15 protein-coding genes are annotated in these 19,543 nt (G+C 43.6%); 12 read left to right on the top strand and 3 right to left on the bottom strand.

The window, feature by feature from the left end; translation table 11 throughout:
• Nucleotides 1-364 precede the first annotated feature (364 nt).
• The 5 genes from HWQ23_RS00345 (at nt 365) to HWQ23_RS00325 (ending at nt 3,192) form a co-directional block, all read left to right on the top strand.
• Nucleotides 365-550, top strand: a complete 186-nt coding sequence (locus HWQ23_RS00345) for a TLTLP motif-containing protein (protein WP_292822793.1) — start codon at nt 365-367, stop codon at nt 548-550.
• 460 nt (nt 551-1,010) lie between these two features.
• Nucleotides 1,011-1,523, top strand: a complete 513-nt coding sequence (locus HWQ23_RS00340) for an inorganic diphosphatase (RefSeq protein ID WP_292822792.1) — start codon at nt 1,011-1,013, stop codon at nt 1,521-1,523.
• A gap of 170 nt (nt 1,524-1,693) precedes the next feature.
• On the top strand, nt 1,694-2,077 hold the full coding sequence (panD, locus tag HWQ23_RS00335; protein WP_181932051.1) for an aspartate 1-decarboxylase: 384 nt from the start codon (nt 1,694-1,696) through the stop codon (nt 2,075-2,077).
• Between the two features lie 11 nt (nt 2,078-2,088).
• Complete coding sequence (locus HWQ23_RS00330) at nt 2,089-2,991, top strand: MBL fold metallo-hydrolase (RefSeq protein ID WP_292822791.1); 903 nt, start codon at nt 2,089-2,091, stop codon at nt 2,989-2,991.
• Nucleotides 2,992-3,039: 48 nt separating this feature from the next.
• On the top strand, nt 3,040-3,192 hold the full coding sequence (locus HWQ23_RS00325; RefSeq protein ID WP_292822790.1) for a hypothetical protein: 153 nt from the start codon (nt 3,040-3,042) through the stop codon (nt 3,190-3,192).
• Nucleotides 3,193-3,691: 499 nt separating this feature from the next.
• Here HWQ23_RS00325 and HWQ23_RS00320 read toward each other — a convergent pair whose 3' ends face one another.
• From HWQ23_RS00320 to lepA, 3 genes are all read right to left on the bottom strand, one after another.
• Entirely contained in the window at nt 3,692-4,906 is a 1,215-nt protein-coding gene (locus tag HWQ23_RS00320) for an HhoA/HhoB/HtrA family serine endopeptidase (protein ID WP_292822920.1), read from the bottom strand.
• An 80-nt stretch (nt 4,907-4,986) separates the two neighbouring features.
• Nucleotides 4,987-6,309 (bottom strand): D-alanyl-D-alanine carboxypeptidase, encoded by a 1,323-nt coding sequence (locus HWQ23_RS00315; protein WP_292822789.1) that lies wholly within the window; start codon nt 6,307-6,309, stop codon nt 4,987-4,989.
• Nucleotides 6,310-6,820: 511 nt separating this feature from the next.
• Entirely contained in the window at nt 6,821-8,632 is a 1,812-nt protein-coding gene (lepA, locus tag HWQ23_RS00310) for a translation elongation factor 4 (RefSeq protein WP_292822788.1), read from the bottom strand.
• Nucleotides 8,633-9,236: 604 nt separating this feature from the next.
• Here lepA and HWQ23_RS00305 point away from each other — a divergent pair.
• The 7 genes from HWQ23_RS00305 to HWQ23_RS00275 all read left to right on the top strand — a co-directional run bounded on the left by HWQ23_RS00305 (nt 9,237) and on the right by HWQ23_RS00275 (nt 19,489).
• Entirely contained in the window at nt 9,237-9,473 is a 237-nt protein-coding gene (locus HWQ23_RS00305) for a hypothetical protein (protein ID WP_292822787.1), read from the top strand.
• 172 nt (nt 9,474-9,645) lie between these two features.
• The gene (locus HWQ23_RS00300) at nt 9,646-11,412 is read left to right on the top strand and encodes a sensor histidine kinase (protein ID WP_292822786.1); all 1,767 of its coding nucleotides are present in this window, start codon (nt 9,646-9,648) and stop codon (nt 11,410-11,412) included.
• A gap of 865 nt (nt 11,413-12,277) precedes the next feature.
• Entirely contained in the window at nt 12,278-12,508 is a 231-nt protein-coding gene (locus HWQ23_RS00295; protein WP_012408256.1) for a NifU family protein, read from the top strand.
• Between the two features lie 79 nt (nt 12,509-12,587).
• The gene (locus HWQ23_RS00290; protein WP_292822785.1) at nt 12,588-14,822 is read left to right on the top strand and encodes a glycoside hydrolase family 57 protein; all 2,235 of its coding nucleotides are present in this window, start codon (nt 12,588-12,590) and stop codon (nt 14,820-14,822) included.
• Nucleotides 14,823-15,289: 467 nt separating this feature from the next.
• Nucleotides 15,290-16,366: a serine/threonine-protein kinase gene (locus HWQ23_RS00285; RefSeq protein WP_292822784.1), complete on the top strand. Its 1,077-nt coding sequence runs from the start codon at nt 15,290-15,292 to the stop codon at nt 16,364-16,366.
• 435 nt (nt 16,367-16,801) lie between these two features.
• Nucleotides 16,802-18,838 (top strand): serine/threonine-protein kinase, encoded by a 2,037-nt coding sequence (locus tag HWQ23_RS00280; protein WP_292822783.1) that lies wholly within the window; start codon nt 16,802-16,804, stop codon nt 18,836-18,838.
• 72 nt (nt 18,839-18,910) lie between these two features.
• On the top strand, nt 18,911-19,489 hold the full coding sequence (locus HWQ23_RS00275) for a Uma2 family endonuclease (RefSeq protein WP_292822782.1): 579 nt from the start codon (nt 18,911-18,913) through the stop codon (nt 19,487-19,489).
• Nucleotides 19,490-19,543 lie beyond the last annotated feature (54 nt).

Genomic DNA, 19,543 nt, shown 5'->3' with positions numbered 1-19,543 from the left:
ACCTTAACAAAGGCGTTGCAGGATGTTATAATCATAAAGTATCGGACAAATACATTTTGCTAATTAATCTTTAAGCAGCGAAAAAATGTAATTTATGATGCTGTTAAAGTTAACTTTGCGTATGCGAACCGTTACACCATACAGGGAAACATCTGAAAACATTAATCACAAAATAAAACATGATTTGTTTACTTGTAACTTTGTATTAAGAATTCCATGTATCAAAACGCTATTATGACAGTTGCAAAACTGATTTAGCTTGTAGAATGCTACACATTTTACAGTTTAAAAATAGCTAAAATAGCATCAAGACTCTCACTGAGAGAGTAGACCTACACAGTATTACGAAGAACTTCAATTTTGTATGAATTCAAATAGCCAGTCTGCCAATGCCGATACATATTCCCAACGTATGGCAGACATTGTGGGAACTGCGATCGCTCTGTTAACTCTCACCCTACCCGTATTTGTGATCGCCCATTATTCTTCAACTAATGTTGAAAATAACCAGCATCCGCTGATCCAAAACCTACAAAAAAGTAAAGATTGATAAAGCTTTTTAGTATGCATTTCGCCAGCAGAAAAGCTATAAAAAAGGAGAAAACTGATTTTGAGACAATCTCTGTAGATTTGCATGTAGTTCATCAGGAATGATCTGAATCTGTATTGTGTAACTCCCGATTTCAGTTGTCTTGGCAGAATAGGGGGAGAAATCCCTCCAACAGCAATCAAGGTGGAGGATATCCATAGTACCCTCTTGGAAAAAGCGTTGCGAAGTATCTTCGCAACGCTTTTTCCATTTTTTGGTTAATTCAAGGGAACTGGGGAGTGGGGAGTAGGGAGTAGGGAGTGGGGGAGATGAGGAAAATGAGGGAGAAATAAGCAATGCCCAATGCCCCATGCCCTGGAATGAATACTTTGGGAAGAGATCCATATTGCCCTAAAATTCTACACGGGGAGCGAAGCTGACTGAGTGCCCCCATGATTCACTGTTATCAGAGGAGTTTTTTGTGGATTTATCTCGTATTCCTGCCCAGCCGAAACCGGGTCTAATCAACGTTCTGATTGAAATTACTGGCGGAAGTAAAAATAAATATGAATACGACAAGGAACTAGAAGCTTTTGCTCTAGACCGAGTACTTTATTCCTCGGTACAATATCCCTATGACTACGGCTTTGTACCCAATACTTTGGCTGATGATGGCGATCCCCTAGATGGTATGGTCATAATTGACGAGCCAACCTTTCCAGGCTGTGTTATTGCCGCACGACCGATTGGCTTTTTGGAGATGATTGACGGTGGCGATCGCGATGAAAAAATCCTTTGTGTTCCTGACAAAGATCCGCGCTACACTCAGGTCAAATCTCTGAATGACTTAGCGCCACACCGCTTAGATGAAATTGCCGAATTTTTCCGTAGTTATAAAAATTTGGAAAAAAAGGTGACTGAAATTCTTGGTTGGCAAGATGTGGACAAGGTTGCAGCTTTAGTAGAAAAATCCGTCAAAGCTTATAGAGGATAATAGAGGAGTTAGGAGTTAAGAGTTATAAGTTAGGAGTTAAGAGTTATAAAGAGTTATGAATTTTTATTCCTAACTCCTCACCCTCACTCCTCACTTATCAATCCTCGCTCCTAACTTTAATAACTTTCGCTTGTTACGGATCGCAAAATCTGTCACCAACCTAAACGCAAATGCAGCGCACTCTCCTTTTGGCAAAAATTCATAACTGCACCCTCACGGGGGCAAATATCAACTATGTGGGTAGTATCAGCATTGATGAAATGCTTTTGGAAAAAGCTGGTATCTTACCCTATGAGCAGGTGCAAGTAGTTAATAATGCTAATGGTCAGCGCTTTATTACTTATGCGATCCCGGCTCCAGCCCATTCAGGAATAATTGAGTTAAATGGGGGTGCGGCACGTCTAGGCATTATTGGCGATCGCTTGATTATAATGACTTACGGGCAGTTCACTCCAGAAGAGTTAAAAAGTTACTCTCCGACGGTAGTCATTGTGGACGAAAAAAACAGGCTGTTGGAAGTACGGCGCTACGATGACCTGCTCAGTAAGGTCTAATTTCAAAGAAAATGTCAAATTTTGAGTTGTCGGGTTCCCAGAGCTACATAAGAGAAAAGTCAGCTACCATGCCAAGTAGTCCAGCAAGTGAATTTCTCGTGCAATTCTGGGGTGTAAGAGGTTTGATTCCCACTCCAACTAGCAACACCAATCGTTATGGTGGTAATACCGCTTGTGTAGAAATGCATGTAGCTGGGAAACGCTTGATTTTTGATGGCGGTACTGGCTTACGCATACTGGGTAAAACTTGGCAACAAGTACAACAGCGACTAGAAGCGCATTTATTTTTTACCAACTGCCAATCAAATCGGATTCAAGGGTTTCCCTTTTTCGCTCCTGCATTTATTGGGGAAAATTGTTTTCACATTTACGGCACAGCTGCCTCAAATGGAGCCTCAATCAAACAATGTCTGTACGATCAGATGCTCCAGCCACACTTTCCTTACCCTTTACAGGTAATGCAGTCGGAATTGCAGTTTTACAATCTGACTCCAGACAGTGAGGTAAAGCTAGATGATGTCACCATTACAACTGCATTAATCAATCAAACTCAGCGCTCAGTTGGCTATCGAGTTAGTTGGCAAGAGTATAGTGTTGCTTATGTCACAGATTTGCACCAGAATGCCGATCAAGTGGAGCGAGAGCGGATTTTACAGTTTATTAAAGGCGTTGACTTGCTAATTGCCAATGCCACTTACACTCCCCCGACATCTCACAACCATGACTCTGCTGATTTACTCTGGCAAGCTGCGGTGAATGCAGGTCTCAATGGTGGTGTCAAACGGCTAGCCATTTCTCATCATCACCCAGATGACCATGATGATTTTCTTGACCAGGTTCAAGTTGATGTTAAATCTGCTTTTCCTCAAGCAATACTAGCCCATGAGGGTTTAGTATTAGCGGTTGGTAAGTGACTTAAACACGATCAAGTTTCTAAGAGCAGTTGATAGTCTAATTCGATCATGAGTACTCTCGATCAAGTGCTGGAAGACGCTTTGCAACTTTCCTCAGAACAGCAAGAAATGCTGATCAAGATTCTCCAAAACCGCCACCGCGAAAATCGTCGTGCAGAAATAGCGGCGGATGCCCAACAAACCCCAATACGCTTGGGTTAAGGCTAGGATTTGTCAAAGTCATTTTCTTTACGAACCGCAGAGGCGCAGAGAAGCCAGTGCGCCCTTGCGGTTAAGAGACTTGGAAATTGCGCGTCTCCCCTTCTCCCAAAGGGAGAGGCTAGCGCCTGCCGTAGGATGCCCGCAGGGCTGTAGGGAGAAGCAACTGGCGCAACACAGAGAGAGAAGAGAGAGAAGAGAGAGAAGGAAAAAATTTCTTAACTGAACTGTATTGCAACAAACCCTAGCTGATTTCCATACAGGTAAATTTCGGCATCAGTCAGCCCAAGATGTTATTGCAGCATTACGCCAGTCTTTAAACGAACCAGAGAAATGAGACTTTTACTAGATATTTCCAAGAAATAAATTACTACTAATTGTGGGGTGGGCATCTTGCCCACCTTTGCTTACTGGGCGGGCGAGACGCCCACCCCACAATAAATAATTGGATATTTTTTTGGAAGTTCCCTATTCCACACTATTAAAATCGGCTGCATTGCTTCTACGAAGCATTTTGCAACTCAGCTGTGCGGATTGAAAGCTGCTGTGTCTGATTACCCCGTTGCACTTTCACCTGTAATACTTGACCAAGCCGACTGTCTTCTACAACGTTCTGCAATTGTTCAGCACTGGTAATAGCTTTACCATCAACTTGAAGAATTACATCCCCGCGCCGGATACCCGCAGATGCAGCTGGAGAATTGGGAACAACTCGCATTACAAAAACACCATTAATTTCTGGTATTTGAATAGGAGAATTGGGATCGGTGTTATTTTGCTTGGCAAGATCGGGTGTCAAAGTTAGCATTTGCACGCCTAGATACGGGTGAGCAACTTTACCATCACGTTGCAGTTGCGCGGCGATCGCTTTAGCTTTATCAATAGGAATCGCAAACCCAATACCCATCGCATCAGGACGAATGGCTGTGTTAATCCCAATCACTTCACCTTGGCCATTTAATAGTGGCCCGCCAGAGTTACCAGGATTAATCGCGGCGTCTGTCTGAATAAAATCCAAGCGTTTGTCACTAATGCCGACTTGGGCGCTAGAACGTTTGAGAGTACTAACAATTCCCAAGGTAACGGTGTTATCAAATCCCAAAGGATTACCAACTGCGATCGCCCAGTCTCCTACTTGTACATTACTGGAAGAACCCAAGGGCGCGACTGGTAAATCGTTACCAGCGTTAATCTTGACTACTGCCAAATCTGTGACTTCATCAATACCTTGAACTTTCCCTTCAAAGGTGCGACCATCTTTGAGCCGGACTGTTACTTTATCAGCTTTATCGACCACATGAGCATTAGTCATAACTAAGCCGCTCTTGTCAATAATGAAACCTGATCCTAAACCGCGTAATTGCTGCTCAGGAGGCATCTGTTGGGAAAAACCGTCACCAAAAAACCGGCGGAAAAAGGGGTCTTCCGAAAATGGATCAACGCGACGAGTAATTGTCCGCTCAGTATCAATTCGGACAACTGCTGTCCCCACACGATTCACTGCTGCTGTGACAAAACTAGTGCTACTGATCGCAGCAGTGGCTGGTGATTGGCGTTGGACAATTAGTTTTGAAGTATCAACAGTTACCGTGGGTGCTGGTTCGGCTTGGGAGGGCAACACCTGCAATGTACTAACCATTAGCACAACTCCGAGCGCGATCGCTAACACATGACTAGTGAGTTGACGTAGAGATCGGGATATTTTGGGAAATCGCATAATCACAGCCAACATTCTTATAAGCCTAATTGTTGCTTAGTCGTGACAAATCTATATATAGTTATTTTTACCAAGATAAACTAACTTTTGAACAAGATTTCATTCCGACTATTTGCGCCTAGCTGGGGTAAAGAGTTGATCACTGAGTGGGGAGTGATGGCAGCAGGAACGGTTGGAGATACTTGTAATTGTTTGATAACACTTTGCAATAGTTGATCTTGTCCAGTCCGCAAACCCCAGACATTTGTCCCCCGGTTGATAATAGCAAACCAAACCAAACCGCGATCGCGTGTGGGCATCACTCCGGCTAAAGCGCTCACATCCCGGAGAGTGCCAGTTTTGATCACAGTCGCAAGGGGAATGTGTCTGGCGTGCAGTGTCCCCCGGTGATCAAATCCAGACATGAGGAACAAGTCAGCTACATTTAGTTGATGGGTAGATGCCTCAATTTGAATCGCCATTAGCATGGCACAGATAGCCCTGGGGGAAATGCGATTTTCCGGGCCGAGTCCAGAACCATTGATTAACTGAATTTCCTGTTGTGGCACCCTAGCAAGGCTGGCGGCGGTTGATTGCACCACAGTTGCTCCCCCTAGTGAGTCTGCCAGCATCTGTGCCATATCGTTGTTACTGTAAACGTTCATCTCCTTGATTAATTGCTTCAAGGGCAACGAGCGATGACGCAGTAACAAAGTTTCTTGAGGATTTGGTTGTGCCTCAACTTTCACCCCACCAGCAATCACAACTTGAGGCTTAGGTGTTCCCTTGGGCATAATTGAGTAGGTGTAAATAGCGGGGCGGCCCCAAGTCGCACGATTTAGTGTTTGTTTAAGCATCAGACCCGCCAGCATCGGCTGACGTTGGAAATTCATGGCAAAACTGCCATTAATGATCAAATTTCCCTTTACCTGCTTGATGCCCATTTTATTGAGAGTATTACCAAGAGCGATCGCTTCTTCCCAAACAAATAAAGGATCGCCACGGCCTGTAATCACCAAATCGCCCTGCACAACTCCATTTACCACTGGCCCAGTGACACTCATCAAAGTATCAAATTGGTAATCTGGCCCCCAAGTTTTCAAAGCAACTAATGTAGTGGCAATTTTAGTTAAAGAAGCAGCCGGCAGAGGTGTCGTACCTTGGTGATTTGCCATCAGCATCGGCCCTGACTGCATCCAAATTCCCTGACTCTGGGCCAGATTTGGCGGCACCACTTTTGATGTTATGAGCTTTTTCAGATATTCCTGCACCGTAGTCGCCCCAGCTGGATTGGGATCAGGGGCAAGAACCAAGCCAGGGCTACTTTGCCAAGTTAAAGCATCTAAGGCATCTAGAGGCTTGATTTGTACCCCGGCCATTTCCAGCCAAAGCGACATCAAACCTGAACCCAATAATTCCAGCATGTTTTATTCCTCTGTTAGGATTCTGATACGTTGTTTCCTGTGCTAATATACAAGGTTTTTTATGATAATCAGTCTTGAGTCATAATAACTGCTGTTTTTCTCATCTGTAAGTAGGGTGAATCATCTTCTTTTCGTAGCTCCTTTGACCGAAGGGGACAAGGGGAAAAAAGAAAAAACCCCTTGTCCACAGGGTTTCAAGAAGAGTTAATTCATTTATCGGTAATTAAAACCTAACCCCCCAGACTAGGGCTATTTCGTTCTAGACAAAAACCGCCCAGAACTGAAGTTCAGGGCTAATAGCTAAAGTCCGTTTTAACGGACTACAACCTTTTCTTAGTCGTCTTTAGACGAATAAGTGCTATTAGCCTCAGAATTAATTCTGAGGCGGACTAGATGACAATGAAATAACCCCGCCCCCAGACTAGGCTGGAGGGTTAAATTTTGATGTTTTTTCTCCTTTGAGATGTCGCTGCAAGCAGCCAATTGTGTCTGAGGATTAAGCACTTTTAAATTAGCTTTGATCCAAGCGCAGTACTGCCATAAACGCTTCCTGGGGTACGTCCACAGTACCGACAGATTTCATCCGCTTTTTACCTTTTGCTTGCTTCTGTAAGAGTTTCTTCTTCCGACTGATGTCACCACCGTAGCACTTGGCTAGCACATCTTTCCGCAAGGCGGGAATGTGTTCGCTGGCAATAACTTTACTGCCAATAGACGCTTGAATTGGCACTTTAAATTGATGGCGGGGAATTAGTTCCTTGAGTTTTTCTGCCATTGCCCGCCCGACGTTGTAAGCTTTATCCCGATGCACAATCATCGCCAAGGAATCCACGGGATCGCCGTTAATCATGATATCCAGCTTCACCAGAGGATTTTCACGGTAGCCGATGAGGTGATATTCCATGCTGGCATAACCGCGCGATCGCGACTTCATCTGATCAAAAAAGTCAGTCACCACTTCCGCCAAGGGTAGCTCATACGTAAGTGTAGTTCTTCCTTGGGCGAGATATTTCATATCTTTAAAGATGCCACGACGATTTTGTGACAACTCCATTAAAGCGCCGACGTAGGTTTCCGGCGTAATCATCTCTACTTGGACGTAGGGTTCTTCAATTTTTTCGCGATCGTTGGGAGAAGGTAAACGGCTAGGATTATCGATGTACAGTTCCTCACCTTTGAGGGTGATCACCTTATAAACCACCGAGGGGGCTGTAATGATTAAATCTAGGTTATACTCTCGCTCTAGACGTTCTTGGACAATTTCCATGTGCAGCAAACCCAAGAACCCGCAACGGAAACCAAACCCCATCGCGCTAGAAGTTTCTGGTTCGTAGTGCAGCGCTGCGTCGTTGAGTTCGAGCTTTTCCAGGGCTTCCCGCAAGTCTTCAAATTGATCAGCATCAATGGGGAACATCCCACAATAAACCATCGGCTTCGCTTCTGCATAACCTGGTAAGGCTGACTCTGCTTTCGCCTTACTTAGGGTAATTGTATCTCCTACCCGTGCATCAGCTACAGCTTTAATTGACGCTCCCAAATAGCCTACTTCCCCAGCGTGCAGTTCTTCAACTTGCTTTTGCGTCGGAGAAAGCACACCTAACTCATCAATTTCAAATTCTTTACCGGATGCCATTAAATGGATGCGATCGCCTTTTCTCACGGTGCCATCCATCACCCGGAAATACACAATTACTCCCCGGTAGCTGTCGTAATAGCTATCAAATATTAACGCTCGTAAGCGTTCATTTATCGTATTGGGCGGTGGCGGTATCCGCTCAACAACTGCTTCTAAAATCTCATCAATACCAATTCCTTCTTTAGCAGAGGCCAGAATCGCCCCACTGCAATCTAGACCGATAATTTCTTCAATTTCGCCAATTACCCGTTCTGGTTCAGCCCCAGGCAAATCGATTTTATTCAAAACCGGGATAATTTCCAGGTTACTCTCTAACGCTAAATATACATTTGCTAAAGTTTGCGCCTCTACACCTTGGGACGCATCTACTACCAATAGCGCTCCTTCACAAGCAACAAGAGAGCGGGAGACTTCATAAGAAAAATCCACATGTCCCGGAGTATCAATTAAATTCAGCACATACTGCTGACCATCCTTAGCTGTGTAGTTCATCCGGGCAGCTTGCAGCTTAATTGTAATGCCGCGCTCCCGTTCTAGATCCATATTGTCGAGAAACTGTTCCTTCATCTGCCGGTCTTCAACAGTGCCAGTAGCTTGCAGCAAGCGATCGGCGAGGGTTGATTTCCCGTGGTCGATGTGAGCAATAATACAAAAATTGCGAATGCGAACTGCGGGAACGTCAGTCATATACTATTTTTGCCTAAGCAGCAACCAAAGTTAAAAGAGCAATTTACTTAATGTATTTTAATGCTTTATTAGCCAAGACGCTGCTAGCTTTTAATGCGGAGTGGGGAGTGGGGAGTGGGGAGTGGGGAGTTAGGAGTAGAGACGCGATTAATCGCGTCTGTACAGGAGTGAGAAGTTATTATTTCCCCAATGCCGAATGGCCTGTTTGGCCAATACCCAATGCCGCTCTTCACCCCATCTTTAAGTTTCGATCTAAATAGGTGGACTTTTAAGAATATTATGAAAGTCTATTTGTCGCTGCTGGAATTGATCAGCTAGGAGCGTACAATAAATGTAAATAAGTACATGTAGGGATCATGTAGGGATCATGGGCAATTGCGACCCGTAATTACTCATAATCACTGATTTACGGACAAAACTTCTAGAGCCATTGTTTAGTCAGTTAGATGAAAAATGCGATTTGAAACTTAAAGCTGTTACTTTGGTGCTATTTTGGGGAACTATGTAATTGTGCCCTTGAAGGTTTTTCAGTGAATTAGCCCAAATGATAAATATAGCTACTTCACAAAGCTTTAGACAAAACCAATTCAGAGTATATAAACCTATGAATATGCAAGAGAAAACTACCGAAGCGGAAAACAGACGAGCCGAAAAGGTAGAAATTGCTGTCCGCCTAGACTCCGACTTACTAGAGCAAATTCAGCATCTCACTAATGACCCAAGTAAAGTGATTGAGGTGGCGCTTCGCCAGTGGTTGCGGGGTGAAATCCTCAGAGATGATGAACTGACGCGCACGCCTGTGCGTACTCCCGTTCCTCCTCGCGGTGAATGGAACGATTGACGCCATCAGTCAGATGTGAATGCAAGTTAAAAAAGTAAAGTTTGCCAATCTGCATTTCAAAACACCAAGAAATATTCAATAAAAAACGAAAAAGCTGTAAAAATTTATGCCAAAATTTGAGCAGCTTTAGTAAAATTACGGTCGGATACCCTTTGCTTATCCAACTCAATTAATGACTATTACTGCCAATTCCCAATTGCCAAATGTATTTTCCCAAAAACTGGAATCTATTACCAGTAAGACTGATGGCTCATTACCAACTCTAGGAGCCGAGTTGGTATATACGCAAGATGGGGCAGGGCGCTATCTGACCTTTTGTTGGCAGCACAGCGAACTCCTGGGGTTAAATACCGAAAAAATAGTTGACGAGTTGAACCAAACCCAAACTTTTGCCCCGGTGGATAAGGTTACTTATTTGGAACGATTGCACCGAATTTTGATAAGTTTGGTGCCAGAAAGGTTTCAGTGTTGGTTTAGCTATCACCAGGAATTATTTGAGTTGGACTTAGTGATTAGTCCGATTATGCCGAGTTTGGGAACGGCTGCCACTACAGTTTTAGTGATGGGACGGTTAGTGCAAGCGACAGTCAACAAAAAACAAGTGCGTGTGGCATCAAAAACGCCCACACAAATAGAGTTGGCCTTACGTTCACAGCAACACCAAAAACTGATAAATCGGATTACCAGAAATATTCGGCGGACATTGGATTTAGATATTATTTGGCAGCAAACAGTTGACAGTTTGGGGAAAGCACTGCGGCTAGAGCGCTGCATTATTTGTCCTTATCAGCCCTCTAGCTCAAAAGTGGAGGTGAAGGCTGAGTATCGTCAGCCAGAACTCAAATCAATGCTTGGCTCAGAAATAGATATAGCTTCTGAGCCTGCCTTTGCTCAGGTGTTGGCAACCCTAGAACCAGTTGTGATGGAAGTGGCTGGATACACATCTGGGCGGCAGAAAACTTTGGTGATTGCGACTTGCTATCAAGACCAAGCCAATGGATTGGTTGCCTTGAATTGGCAGGATGAATGCTACACATTAACAGAATCGGAATTAGAACTGGCAAAAGAAGCAGCAGATCAATTGGGAACTGCGATCGCACATGCTACTTTATATAAAGAATTAGAAGCAGCGCGTCAAAAAGCCGAAGAAGCTTCCCGCCTCAAAAGTGAGTTTCTGGCTAATGTATCCCATGAAATTCGTACCCCCCTCAACGGCATGATTGGCTTTTTGAAGCTGATTTTAGAAGGCATGGCAGATGACCCAGAAGAACAAAACCAATTTTTGGCAGAAGCTCACCACTTATCGATACATCTGCTAAATATCATCAACGATATTTTGGACATTGCCAAAATCGAAGCCGGTAAAATGGAGCTAGTTTACGCTCCAGTCAAGCTAGATGAGCTATTCAGTGCTGTAGAAAGTTTCATGCGTCCCCAAGCAGAAATAAGAAACCTCAGCTTTCGGATGCAAATGCCTGCTATCTCCGATGAAATCATTGTCCAAAGCAACTACCAACGGTTGCTACAAGTTATGCTCAACTTGGTAGGTAATGCGATCAAATTTACCCATGAGGGCGGCATCACTGTCAGCGCCGATTTAGTACTCAAAAAAGCGAAGCCGAATTTTCAAGGTCAGGAATTTCCTGGCATGGTGAGAGTACGTGTGGCGGACACTGGCATCGGTGTTTCTTTGGACAAACAAGATAAACTGTTTCAATTATTCTCTCAGGTGGATGGCTCGCGCACTCGCCAGTACGGTGGTACAGGTTTAGGACTGGCAATATCCCAGAAGCTAGTGGAGGCAATGGGCGGCGAAGTACATTTTTATAGTCTGGGCGAAGGACTTGGCTCAACAGTCACATTTACAGTGCCACTATATCAACAACCAGTTATGGTTTCATCTAATGATAGCGACTCAATAAAGAGTGCTGAGTGCTGAGTCGTTCAATTTTGGATTTTAGATTTTAGATTTTTCCTTCAATTCCAAATCGAAAATTGGCAGAGTCAGGATACTTGGCAATTTTGGGTTTTGAGTTTTAAACTTTAAGTTTTTTGAGCAATTATTATTTAATAACTAAATTGGAAATTGGCAAGATTTCCGTCCATAGCCACCAAAATTGTATTACAATTAAAGATTGGTTGAAAAACAAAACGCCACAAACGCCTAAATGTTGTCTTTCGCTTTGCTCTACTCAATTTACGAAAAATAGATTTTTGACTAGCAATTTTAGATTTTAGATTGCCAATTTGAGATTTTTTTTTGGTTCATGCCTCAATGCCACTTGAGCGGCTGGCTCCTTTATGCCTCTTAACCCGTCCACCGCAGTCGTTCCCCCTTGTGGGTGAAACGAATCCAAAATCCAAAATCTAAAATCCTCAAACCCCGTACCGTTGTGGTTTCTTTCAATCCAAAATCCAAAATCCAAAATCAGTTAACCCCTTTTGACCTAAAAGTGTACTTAGGACGATTAAATCCTGCCTTGCGCCAGACTGCAAAGCAGAACCTAAAGGCTAGAGTAAAGTAGGAGGGTCACACGAAAACAATGTTTCAGCTAATCTAATATCAAGTTGCTAAAACCAGCAGTGGTTTAGTCAAAAGTCATTAAAAACTGACACCTGACAATTTAGGGGCAATTAGATTTAGGATCGATTTGACAAAGCTGGAAAATAAAAGTTTGGATAATGGTTAATGAGTAACCGCGCATCTGGCACAGGGATCATTATTATTCAATGCCCAATGCCCCATGCCCCATTCCCAATGCCCCATTCCCAATGCCCATCATTAACTTAGCAGGTCTAAAACTATGGAACTGACAATTGACAACGTTGAAACAGTCTTAGATGAAATGCGCCCTTATCTCATGTCTGATGGCGGCAATGTGGAACTCGTAGAACTCGATGGGCCTGTTGTAAAACTGCGGTTGCAAGGTGCTTGTGGTTCTTGTCCCAGTTCTGCAATGACCCTGAGAATGGGTATTGAACGCCGCCTCAAGGAAATGATTCCCGAAATTGCAGAAATTGAGCAAGTGGTGTAAAAGTTAGAAGTTAGGAGTTAGGAGTTATGAGTTTTGGATCAACTCCTAACTCCTCATTCTTAACTCCTAACTCATTCCTATGTCCCATCCTCTCTACATCGCTTTTATCTGGCATCAACATCAGCCGCTGTACAAATCCCCTGGAAGCGGCGATTCACTATCTTCTAGTCAGCAGTACCGGCTTCCTTGGGTACGTTTGCATGGGACTAAAGATTATTTGGATTTGGTATTGCTCTTAGAGCGGTATCCTAAGTTACACCAAACGGTGAATTTAGTTCCATCGCTGATATTGCAACTCGAAGATTATATTGCTGGCACTGCTTTTGACCCTTACCTCACAGCCAGCTTGACACCAGATGAACAACTCACCCAGGAACAGCGCGAATTTATTATCCAACACTTTTTTGATGCCAATCACCACACCCTGATTGACCCCCATCCCCGCTATGGCGAGTTGTACCAGCAAAGGCAGGATAAGGGGCAAGCTTGGTGTTTAGCAAATTGGGAATTGCCAGATTATGGTGATTTGTTAGCTTGGCACAATTTGGCTTGGATCGATCCGTTGTTTTGGGATGACCCAGAAATTGCTGCTTGGTTAAAACAGGGTCGGAATTTTACTTTAAGCGATCGCCAGCGCATTTATTCCAAACAGCGAGAAATCCTCAGCCGGATTATCCCCCAACACCGGAAGATGCAGGAGGCGGGGCAGCTAGAAGTTACCACCACGCCTTACACTCACCCGATTTTACCCTTGCTAGCTGATACTAACTCTGGTCGGGTAGCTGTGCCCAATATGACACTACCCCAGCAGCGCTTTCAGTGGGCAGAAGATATTCCCCGCCACTTGCGGAAAGCTTGGAACTTTTATAAAGACCGCTTTGGACAGATACCTCGTGGTTTGTGGCCTTCGGAACAGTCAGTAAGTCCGGCGGTACTTCCACACATTATTAACCAAGGATTTAAGTGGATATGCTCAGATGAAGCCGTCTTAGGGTGGACGCTGAAACACTTTTTCCATCGGGATGGGGCGGGGAATGTGGAGCAACCACAACTGCTGTACCAACCGTATCGCCTGCAAACAGCAGAGGGTGACTTGTCAATTGTGTTTCGTGACCACAGATTATCAGATTTGATTGGCTTTACCTACAGTACGATGCCAGCAAAACAGGCAGCAGCAGACTTAGTGGGACATTTGCAGGCGATCGCTAGAATGCAAAGAGATAGTCAAAGCGAACAGCCTTGGCTAGTTACCATCGCCTTGGATGGAGAAAATTGCTGGGAATTTTATCCCCAAGACGGCAAACCCTTCCTAGAAGCTTTGTATCAAAGTTTGAGCGACGAACCCCACCTGAAACTCGTCACTGTCTCCGAATTTCTCGAAGAATTTCCAGCCACAGCCACCATTCCCGGAGAGCAACTACATAGTGGTTCTTGGGTGGATGGCAGTTTCACCACCTGGATCGGCGATCCCGCCAAAAATCGTGCTTGGGATTATCTGACAGAAGCCAGGAAAATGCTCGCAAGTCATCCGGAAGCGACGGAAGAAAACAACCCCGAAGCGTGGGAAGCTTTGTATGCCGCAGAGGGTTCTGACTGGTTCTGGTGGTTTGGTGCAGGGCACTCCTCAAATCAAGATGCCATCTTTGACCGATTGTTTCGAGAACATTTGTTTGGCATTTACAAGGCATTAAATGAACCTGTACCGCCCTATCTCAAGCAAGCAGTGGAAATCCACGAAGCACAGACAAACCACGCCCCACAAGGATTTATTCATCCCGTCATCGATGGTAAAGGTGATGAACAAGATTGGGATAAAGCTGGACGCATAGAAATCGGCGGGGCGCGAGGGACGATGCACAATAGCAGTGTCATCCAGCGACTTTGGTATGGGGTGGATCACCTGAATTTCTATTTGCGGCTGGACTTTAAGAGTGGCGCTGCACCAGGGCAGGATTTGCCAGCAGAGTTGAATTTGCTGTGGTTTTATCCAGAAAAAACAATGGTCAATAGCCCAGTTCCCTTGGCAGATATACCAGATGCAGCCCCACTTAATTACCATTTCCACCATCTTTTAGAAATTAACTTGCTGACGCAATCGATTCAGTTTCGGGAAGCTGGAGACAATTATCAATGGCATCCCCGTTTCAGTCGCGCTCAAGTAGCTTTAAATAATTGTTTAGAGTTGGCAGTACCGTGGGCAGACTTGCAAGTTCCGCCAGATTATTCGCTACGCCTGATTTTGGTGCTTGCAGATGAAGGGCGTTTTTGCAACTATTTGCCAGAAAATGCTTTGATTCCCATTGAAGTGCCTTAGAACTCAATAGGTTTGGTGTTTAGCCCTTTCAAGGTGACTTGTAAAATCTCTTTTTTCTCTCTGCGCTCTTTGCGTTTGGGCGGTTAAAAAGTCTTTTATTTAACCACAGAGGCACAGAGAAGCCAGTGCGTTGGGCGGGCAATGCCCGACTTGTTCGCGCAGCGTCTCCCCTTGGGAGAAGCAACTGGCGCGACACAGAGAGAAAGAGACAATCTTAAAAGCTTGTTATGGACTGGCTTTTACCTTAAGTTTACACAAATGACAGATGTACGCCCCTACAGTCGATTCATTTGTAGCAAAGTAGTCCATTCATATTTGATCTTGTTTGTCAATGCGTAAGTTCTACAAGAATCTATTTTTACTTTTTAAAAGATTTTAATGATTTGGCAAAGTTTCAGTAATCTTACTGTTGCCAATGATTATCTATCGTAAAATTAGAGGCATTGCAGAGCAGATACTCTATACTAATGAATCGCTTTTTTCAGAAAATAACGAATTCTCAACAGAGCATTTTACAGCAAACTCAACTTGGTCAGATGTGTGGTTCCAAGCAACTATTTCGCGATCGCTATGAAATATTGCAAATTTTGGGTCGGGGTGGTTTTGGGATCACGTTTTTAGCGAAAAATACCCTATTACCTGGGAATCCCCTGTGCGTCATTAAACAGCTTTGTCCGAAAGTGACTAATCCTCAAAGCTGGCAAAGGGCGTGTATGCGCTTTGAAAAAGAAGCAAGAACTTTGGGTCAACTCGGTAGTCATTCGCAAATTCCTATGCTATTAGACTACTTTCAGGTGAATGGGGAGTTTTTTTTAATTCAAGAATACGTGCCGGGTTTGACTTTGGCACGAGAAGTGCGAGAAACTGGGCCCAAAAGTGAAGCCTCAGTTAAACAGTTTTTACAGGACTTATTACCTGTATTACAGTATCTTCATAAACATCGTGTGATTCATCGGGATATTAAGCCCCAGAATTTATTGCGGTGTGAGTATGACGGGCGGATAGTGCTGATTGATTTTGGGGCGGTGAAAGAGCAATTAGTTGACCTTTGTGAAAACTCAATCAATCAACCTGCAAACACCAATTTTATTGGGACTAGGGGATTTGCACCACCAGAACAGTTTTCTCTACGTCCAGTTTATGCCAGTGATATTTATGCACTGGGTGTAACTTGTATTTATATGTTGACTGCTAAAAGCCCTTTAGAATTTGAGTACGAGGCGAATACTGGTGAGATAAGCTGGCAAAAAGAGGTAAATATTAGCTACAGTTTCGCCCAGATTTTAGGAAAAATGGTGAAAATTGCCTTAAATGATCGGTTTAAGAGTGCCGATGAAGTGATGAAAGCTTTAGGTAATCAAAGCTATTTAACTACTTTGGCTAGCTGTCTAACTACCCAAAAATCTACACACAAATTAGATCATAAAAGTATTACACAACACAAAAATTCTCACGAAAATCCTGATGTATATCTGCCACCTGTTGCCAGAACTGCTAGTGCTATTCGGAAATGGAGAGGAAGGCTAAAATCAACTAAGTCGTAAAGTTAAGTTGAAGCCTGATTGAGCTAAAGTATCAAATTAACAATTAATCATGGGTGATTTAAAATCTCAAAAACAAATTTAGTAAGCATTTTGACTACATTTTTTAGTCAGTGATGGTTAATTAATCAGGGTTTCTGTTTAATACTTAGTCACTTATTGCCGGTCAATATACAAGCAAAATTACTAGGGCTGGCACATCAAAAAAAATTTCTACTCAGATTATTATATAATCAATAGAATAATTAATCTTATGGCTCTCGTAGTTTTCCACAGACGAGGAAGACTGGCTACTATTTACAAACGCTAACTATATTAAGTAATTCCCCAATCCCCAGAACAGGGTTTTCTACCATCAGTAAGCGAGAGTCAATTTTCTTAAGGGAAAATTCGGGGCAAACTTAGCCTAAGTTGTCATGCAGTCGCGCCTGTCAGATCATGATCTGCTGCTTAAATCCCGATTGCCCAAATCCCCTGAATCCCAATGGAAAGAAGTTTTGCCAAAGTTGTAGCACCCCATTGGTGTCACTTTTAAGAAATCGCTTCCGTGTCATCCGAGTCCTTTCAGATGAGGGGGGATTTGGCAGAACCTATCTATCAGAAGATGTAGATAAACTCAATGAACGCTGTGTTATCAAGCAATTAGCTCCAAAATTTCAAGGAACTTGGTCACAAAAAAAGGCGATGGAGTTGTTTGCTGAAGAAGCGCAGCGACTACAAGACCTTGGGGAACATCCCCAAATTCCGACTTTGCTAGCTTACTTTGAGCAAGATGGCTGCTTATATTTAGTGCAGCAGTTTATCAATGGGGACAATTTGTTAAAGGAGTTGGAACAGCGCAAGCCCTATAACGCTAGGGAAATTCAATCTATTTTGCTAGATTTACTACCGATCTTGAAATTCATCCACGATCGCAAAGTCATTCATCGAGATATCAAGCCAGAAAATATTATTCGCGATAAAAGTGATGGGCGATTAAGCCTGATTGATTTTGGTTCCTCAAAGCAATTCACCGCCAAAGTTCAGCAGAAATCTGGCACATCCATTGGTTCACATGGTTATTCACCCCTAGAACAAATTAGAGATGGTAAAGCTTTCCCCGCCAGTGATTTGTTTGGTTTGGGGGCTACCTGCTTTCATCTGCTAACGGGAAATTCCCCCTTTCAGTTGTGGATGGAATCTGGGTACTCCTGGGTGAGTAATTGGCGGGAATATTTGCGGAGTCCATTAAATCCTGAGTTGGATTTTGTGATCGACAAGCTTTTGAAAAAAGACATCCAAGAACGTTACCAGTCAGCCGATGAAGTCCTCAGAGACTTGACTCCAAAACAACTCCTCGCACTACCACCAGCCGGTAAGTCATCTGGGAAAATACCACCAACTAGAGCACCATCTTTACCAAAAAGTTATCCCTTACTGAGAATTTTAATTTTAATAAGTGCTTTGATTATGTTGTTCGGGTTTGGAGAATCTTGGTATAAACATTTTCGCCAGATTCAGACTAATTTGGTCTCTAGGCTGAGTCAGCATAATAGTTCTGGCAAAGATGATGCGTTTTTACGTCAATCGCCAAAGATTAGTTTGGGGGAGGTTTCCTTAGCTAAGACTCTCCAAGGACACGAAAACTCAGTTTTATCTGTCGCCATCAGCCCTGATGGCAAAACCATTGCCAGTAGTGGCGACGATCGCACAATTAAACTTTGGAATCTCGCAACCGGAAAAGCAATCTCTTCACTCAACGGGTATTCTCAGCAGGTGAATGTTGTAATGATCAGCCCAGATGGGAAAACTCTGGTTAGTGGTAGTAATGACAACACCATCAAAATCTGGAATCTGCCAACACGAAGGCTAATTCGCACTTTGGAGGGGCATTCTGACTCAGTTCATGCCCTAGCCATCAGTGCTGATAGCGAGACTCTGGTTAGTGGCAGCGATGATAATACGATCAAAATCTGGAATTTAACAACAGGAGAGCAAATTCGGACACTGGCAGGGCATACATTCTGGGTGCGATCGGTAGCCATCAGTCCCAATGGCGTGGTTCTTGCCAGTGGCAGTTTTGACAAGACAATTAAAATCTGGAATATCACAAAAGGGTACTCAATCCGTACACTGGAGGGAAATTCTCAAACAGTAACAGCCGTGGCTATTAGCCCAGATGGGAGAATTTTAGCCAGTGCTAGCCGCGATCGCACGATTAAACTTTGGAATCTAACTACCGGAAGAGAAATTCGCACACTAGCCGGACATGCCAACACTGTCACAACCGTAGCCTTCAGTGCCGATGGTAAAATTATTGCTAGTGGTAGCCGCGATCGCACCATCAAACTCTGGAATTCAGCCACAGGTGAGGAAATTCTCACTTTGGCGGGGCACACCAACACTATCACATCCGTCACCTTCAGTCCTGATGGCAAGACACTTGTCAGTGGTAGTGAGGACAATACTATTAAGATTTGGCGGTTGTCTGAGTGAAATCGGCGGTTAGAAACATTTACCTGAAAATTGCTGCAATCTAAAATCTAAAATCCAAAATCCAAAATTGGTATGAGTGCTCTAACTTTACATTTCCCTCCGGCGCTGAAATTGACAGACGAAGAATTTGAACAGCTGATTGCTGTTAATCAAGACTTAGGACTGGAATTAACTGCTCAAGGAGAATTAGTTATTATGCCACCCACCGGGGGAGAAACTGGAGAGCGTAACTTGGATATAGAAGGTCAATTATGGTTATGGAACCGTCAAAATAAGCTCGGAAAAGCGTTTAATTCTTCTACAGGTTTTAAATTGCCAAATGGTGCAACTCGTTCCCCTGATGCGTCTTGGGTAAAAATTGCCAGATGGGAAGCTCTCACGCCACAGCAAAGAAAGAAATTTCCACCTTTATGTCCTGATTTTGTAGTGGAATTGGTTTCTGAAACTGATGATTTAGAAGATACTCAAGCAAAAATGCGGGAATATATCAACAACGGTTTGCGTCTAGGTTGGTTGATTAATCCTAAGAATAGGCAAGTAGAAATTTATCGCTCTAACCAACCAGTGGAAGTTTTACAATCTCCCCGAAATCTATCAGGTGAAGATGTATTGCCAGGATTTTTATTAGATTTAGACCCAATTTTTGGATAATTAATATCGGCATCCGTCATACCTGAAGACGTAATTTTCGGTTTTAAAAAGAAA

It is taken from the genome of Nostoc sp. JL33 (genome assembly GCF_017114985.1).
Classification (GTDB): domain Bacteria; phylum Cyanobacteriota; class Cyanobacteriia; order Cyanobacteriales; family Nostocaceae; genus Nostoc.
This window is presented reverse-complemented; position numbering and strand designations above follow the sequence as displayed.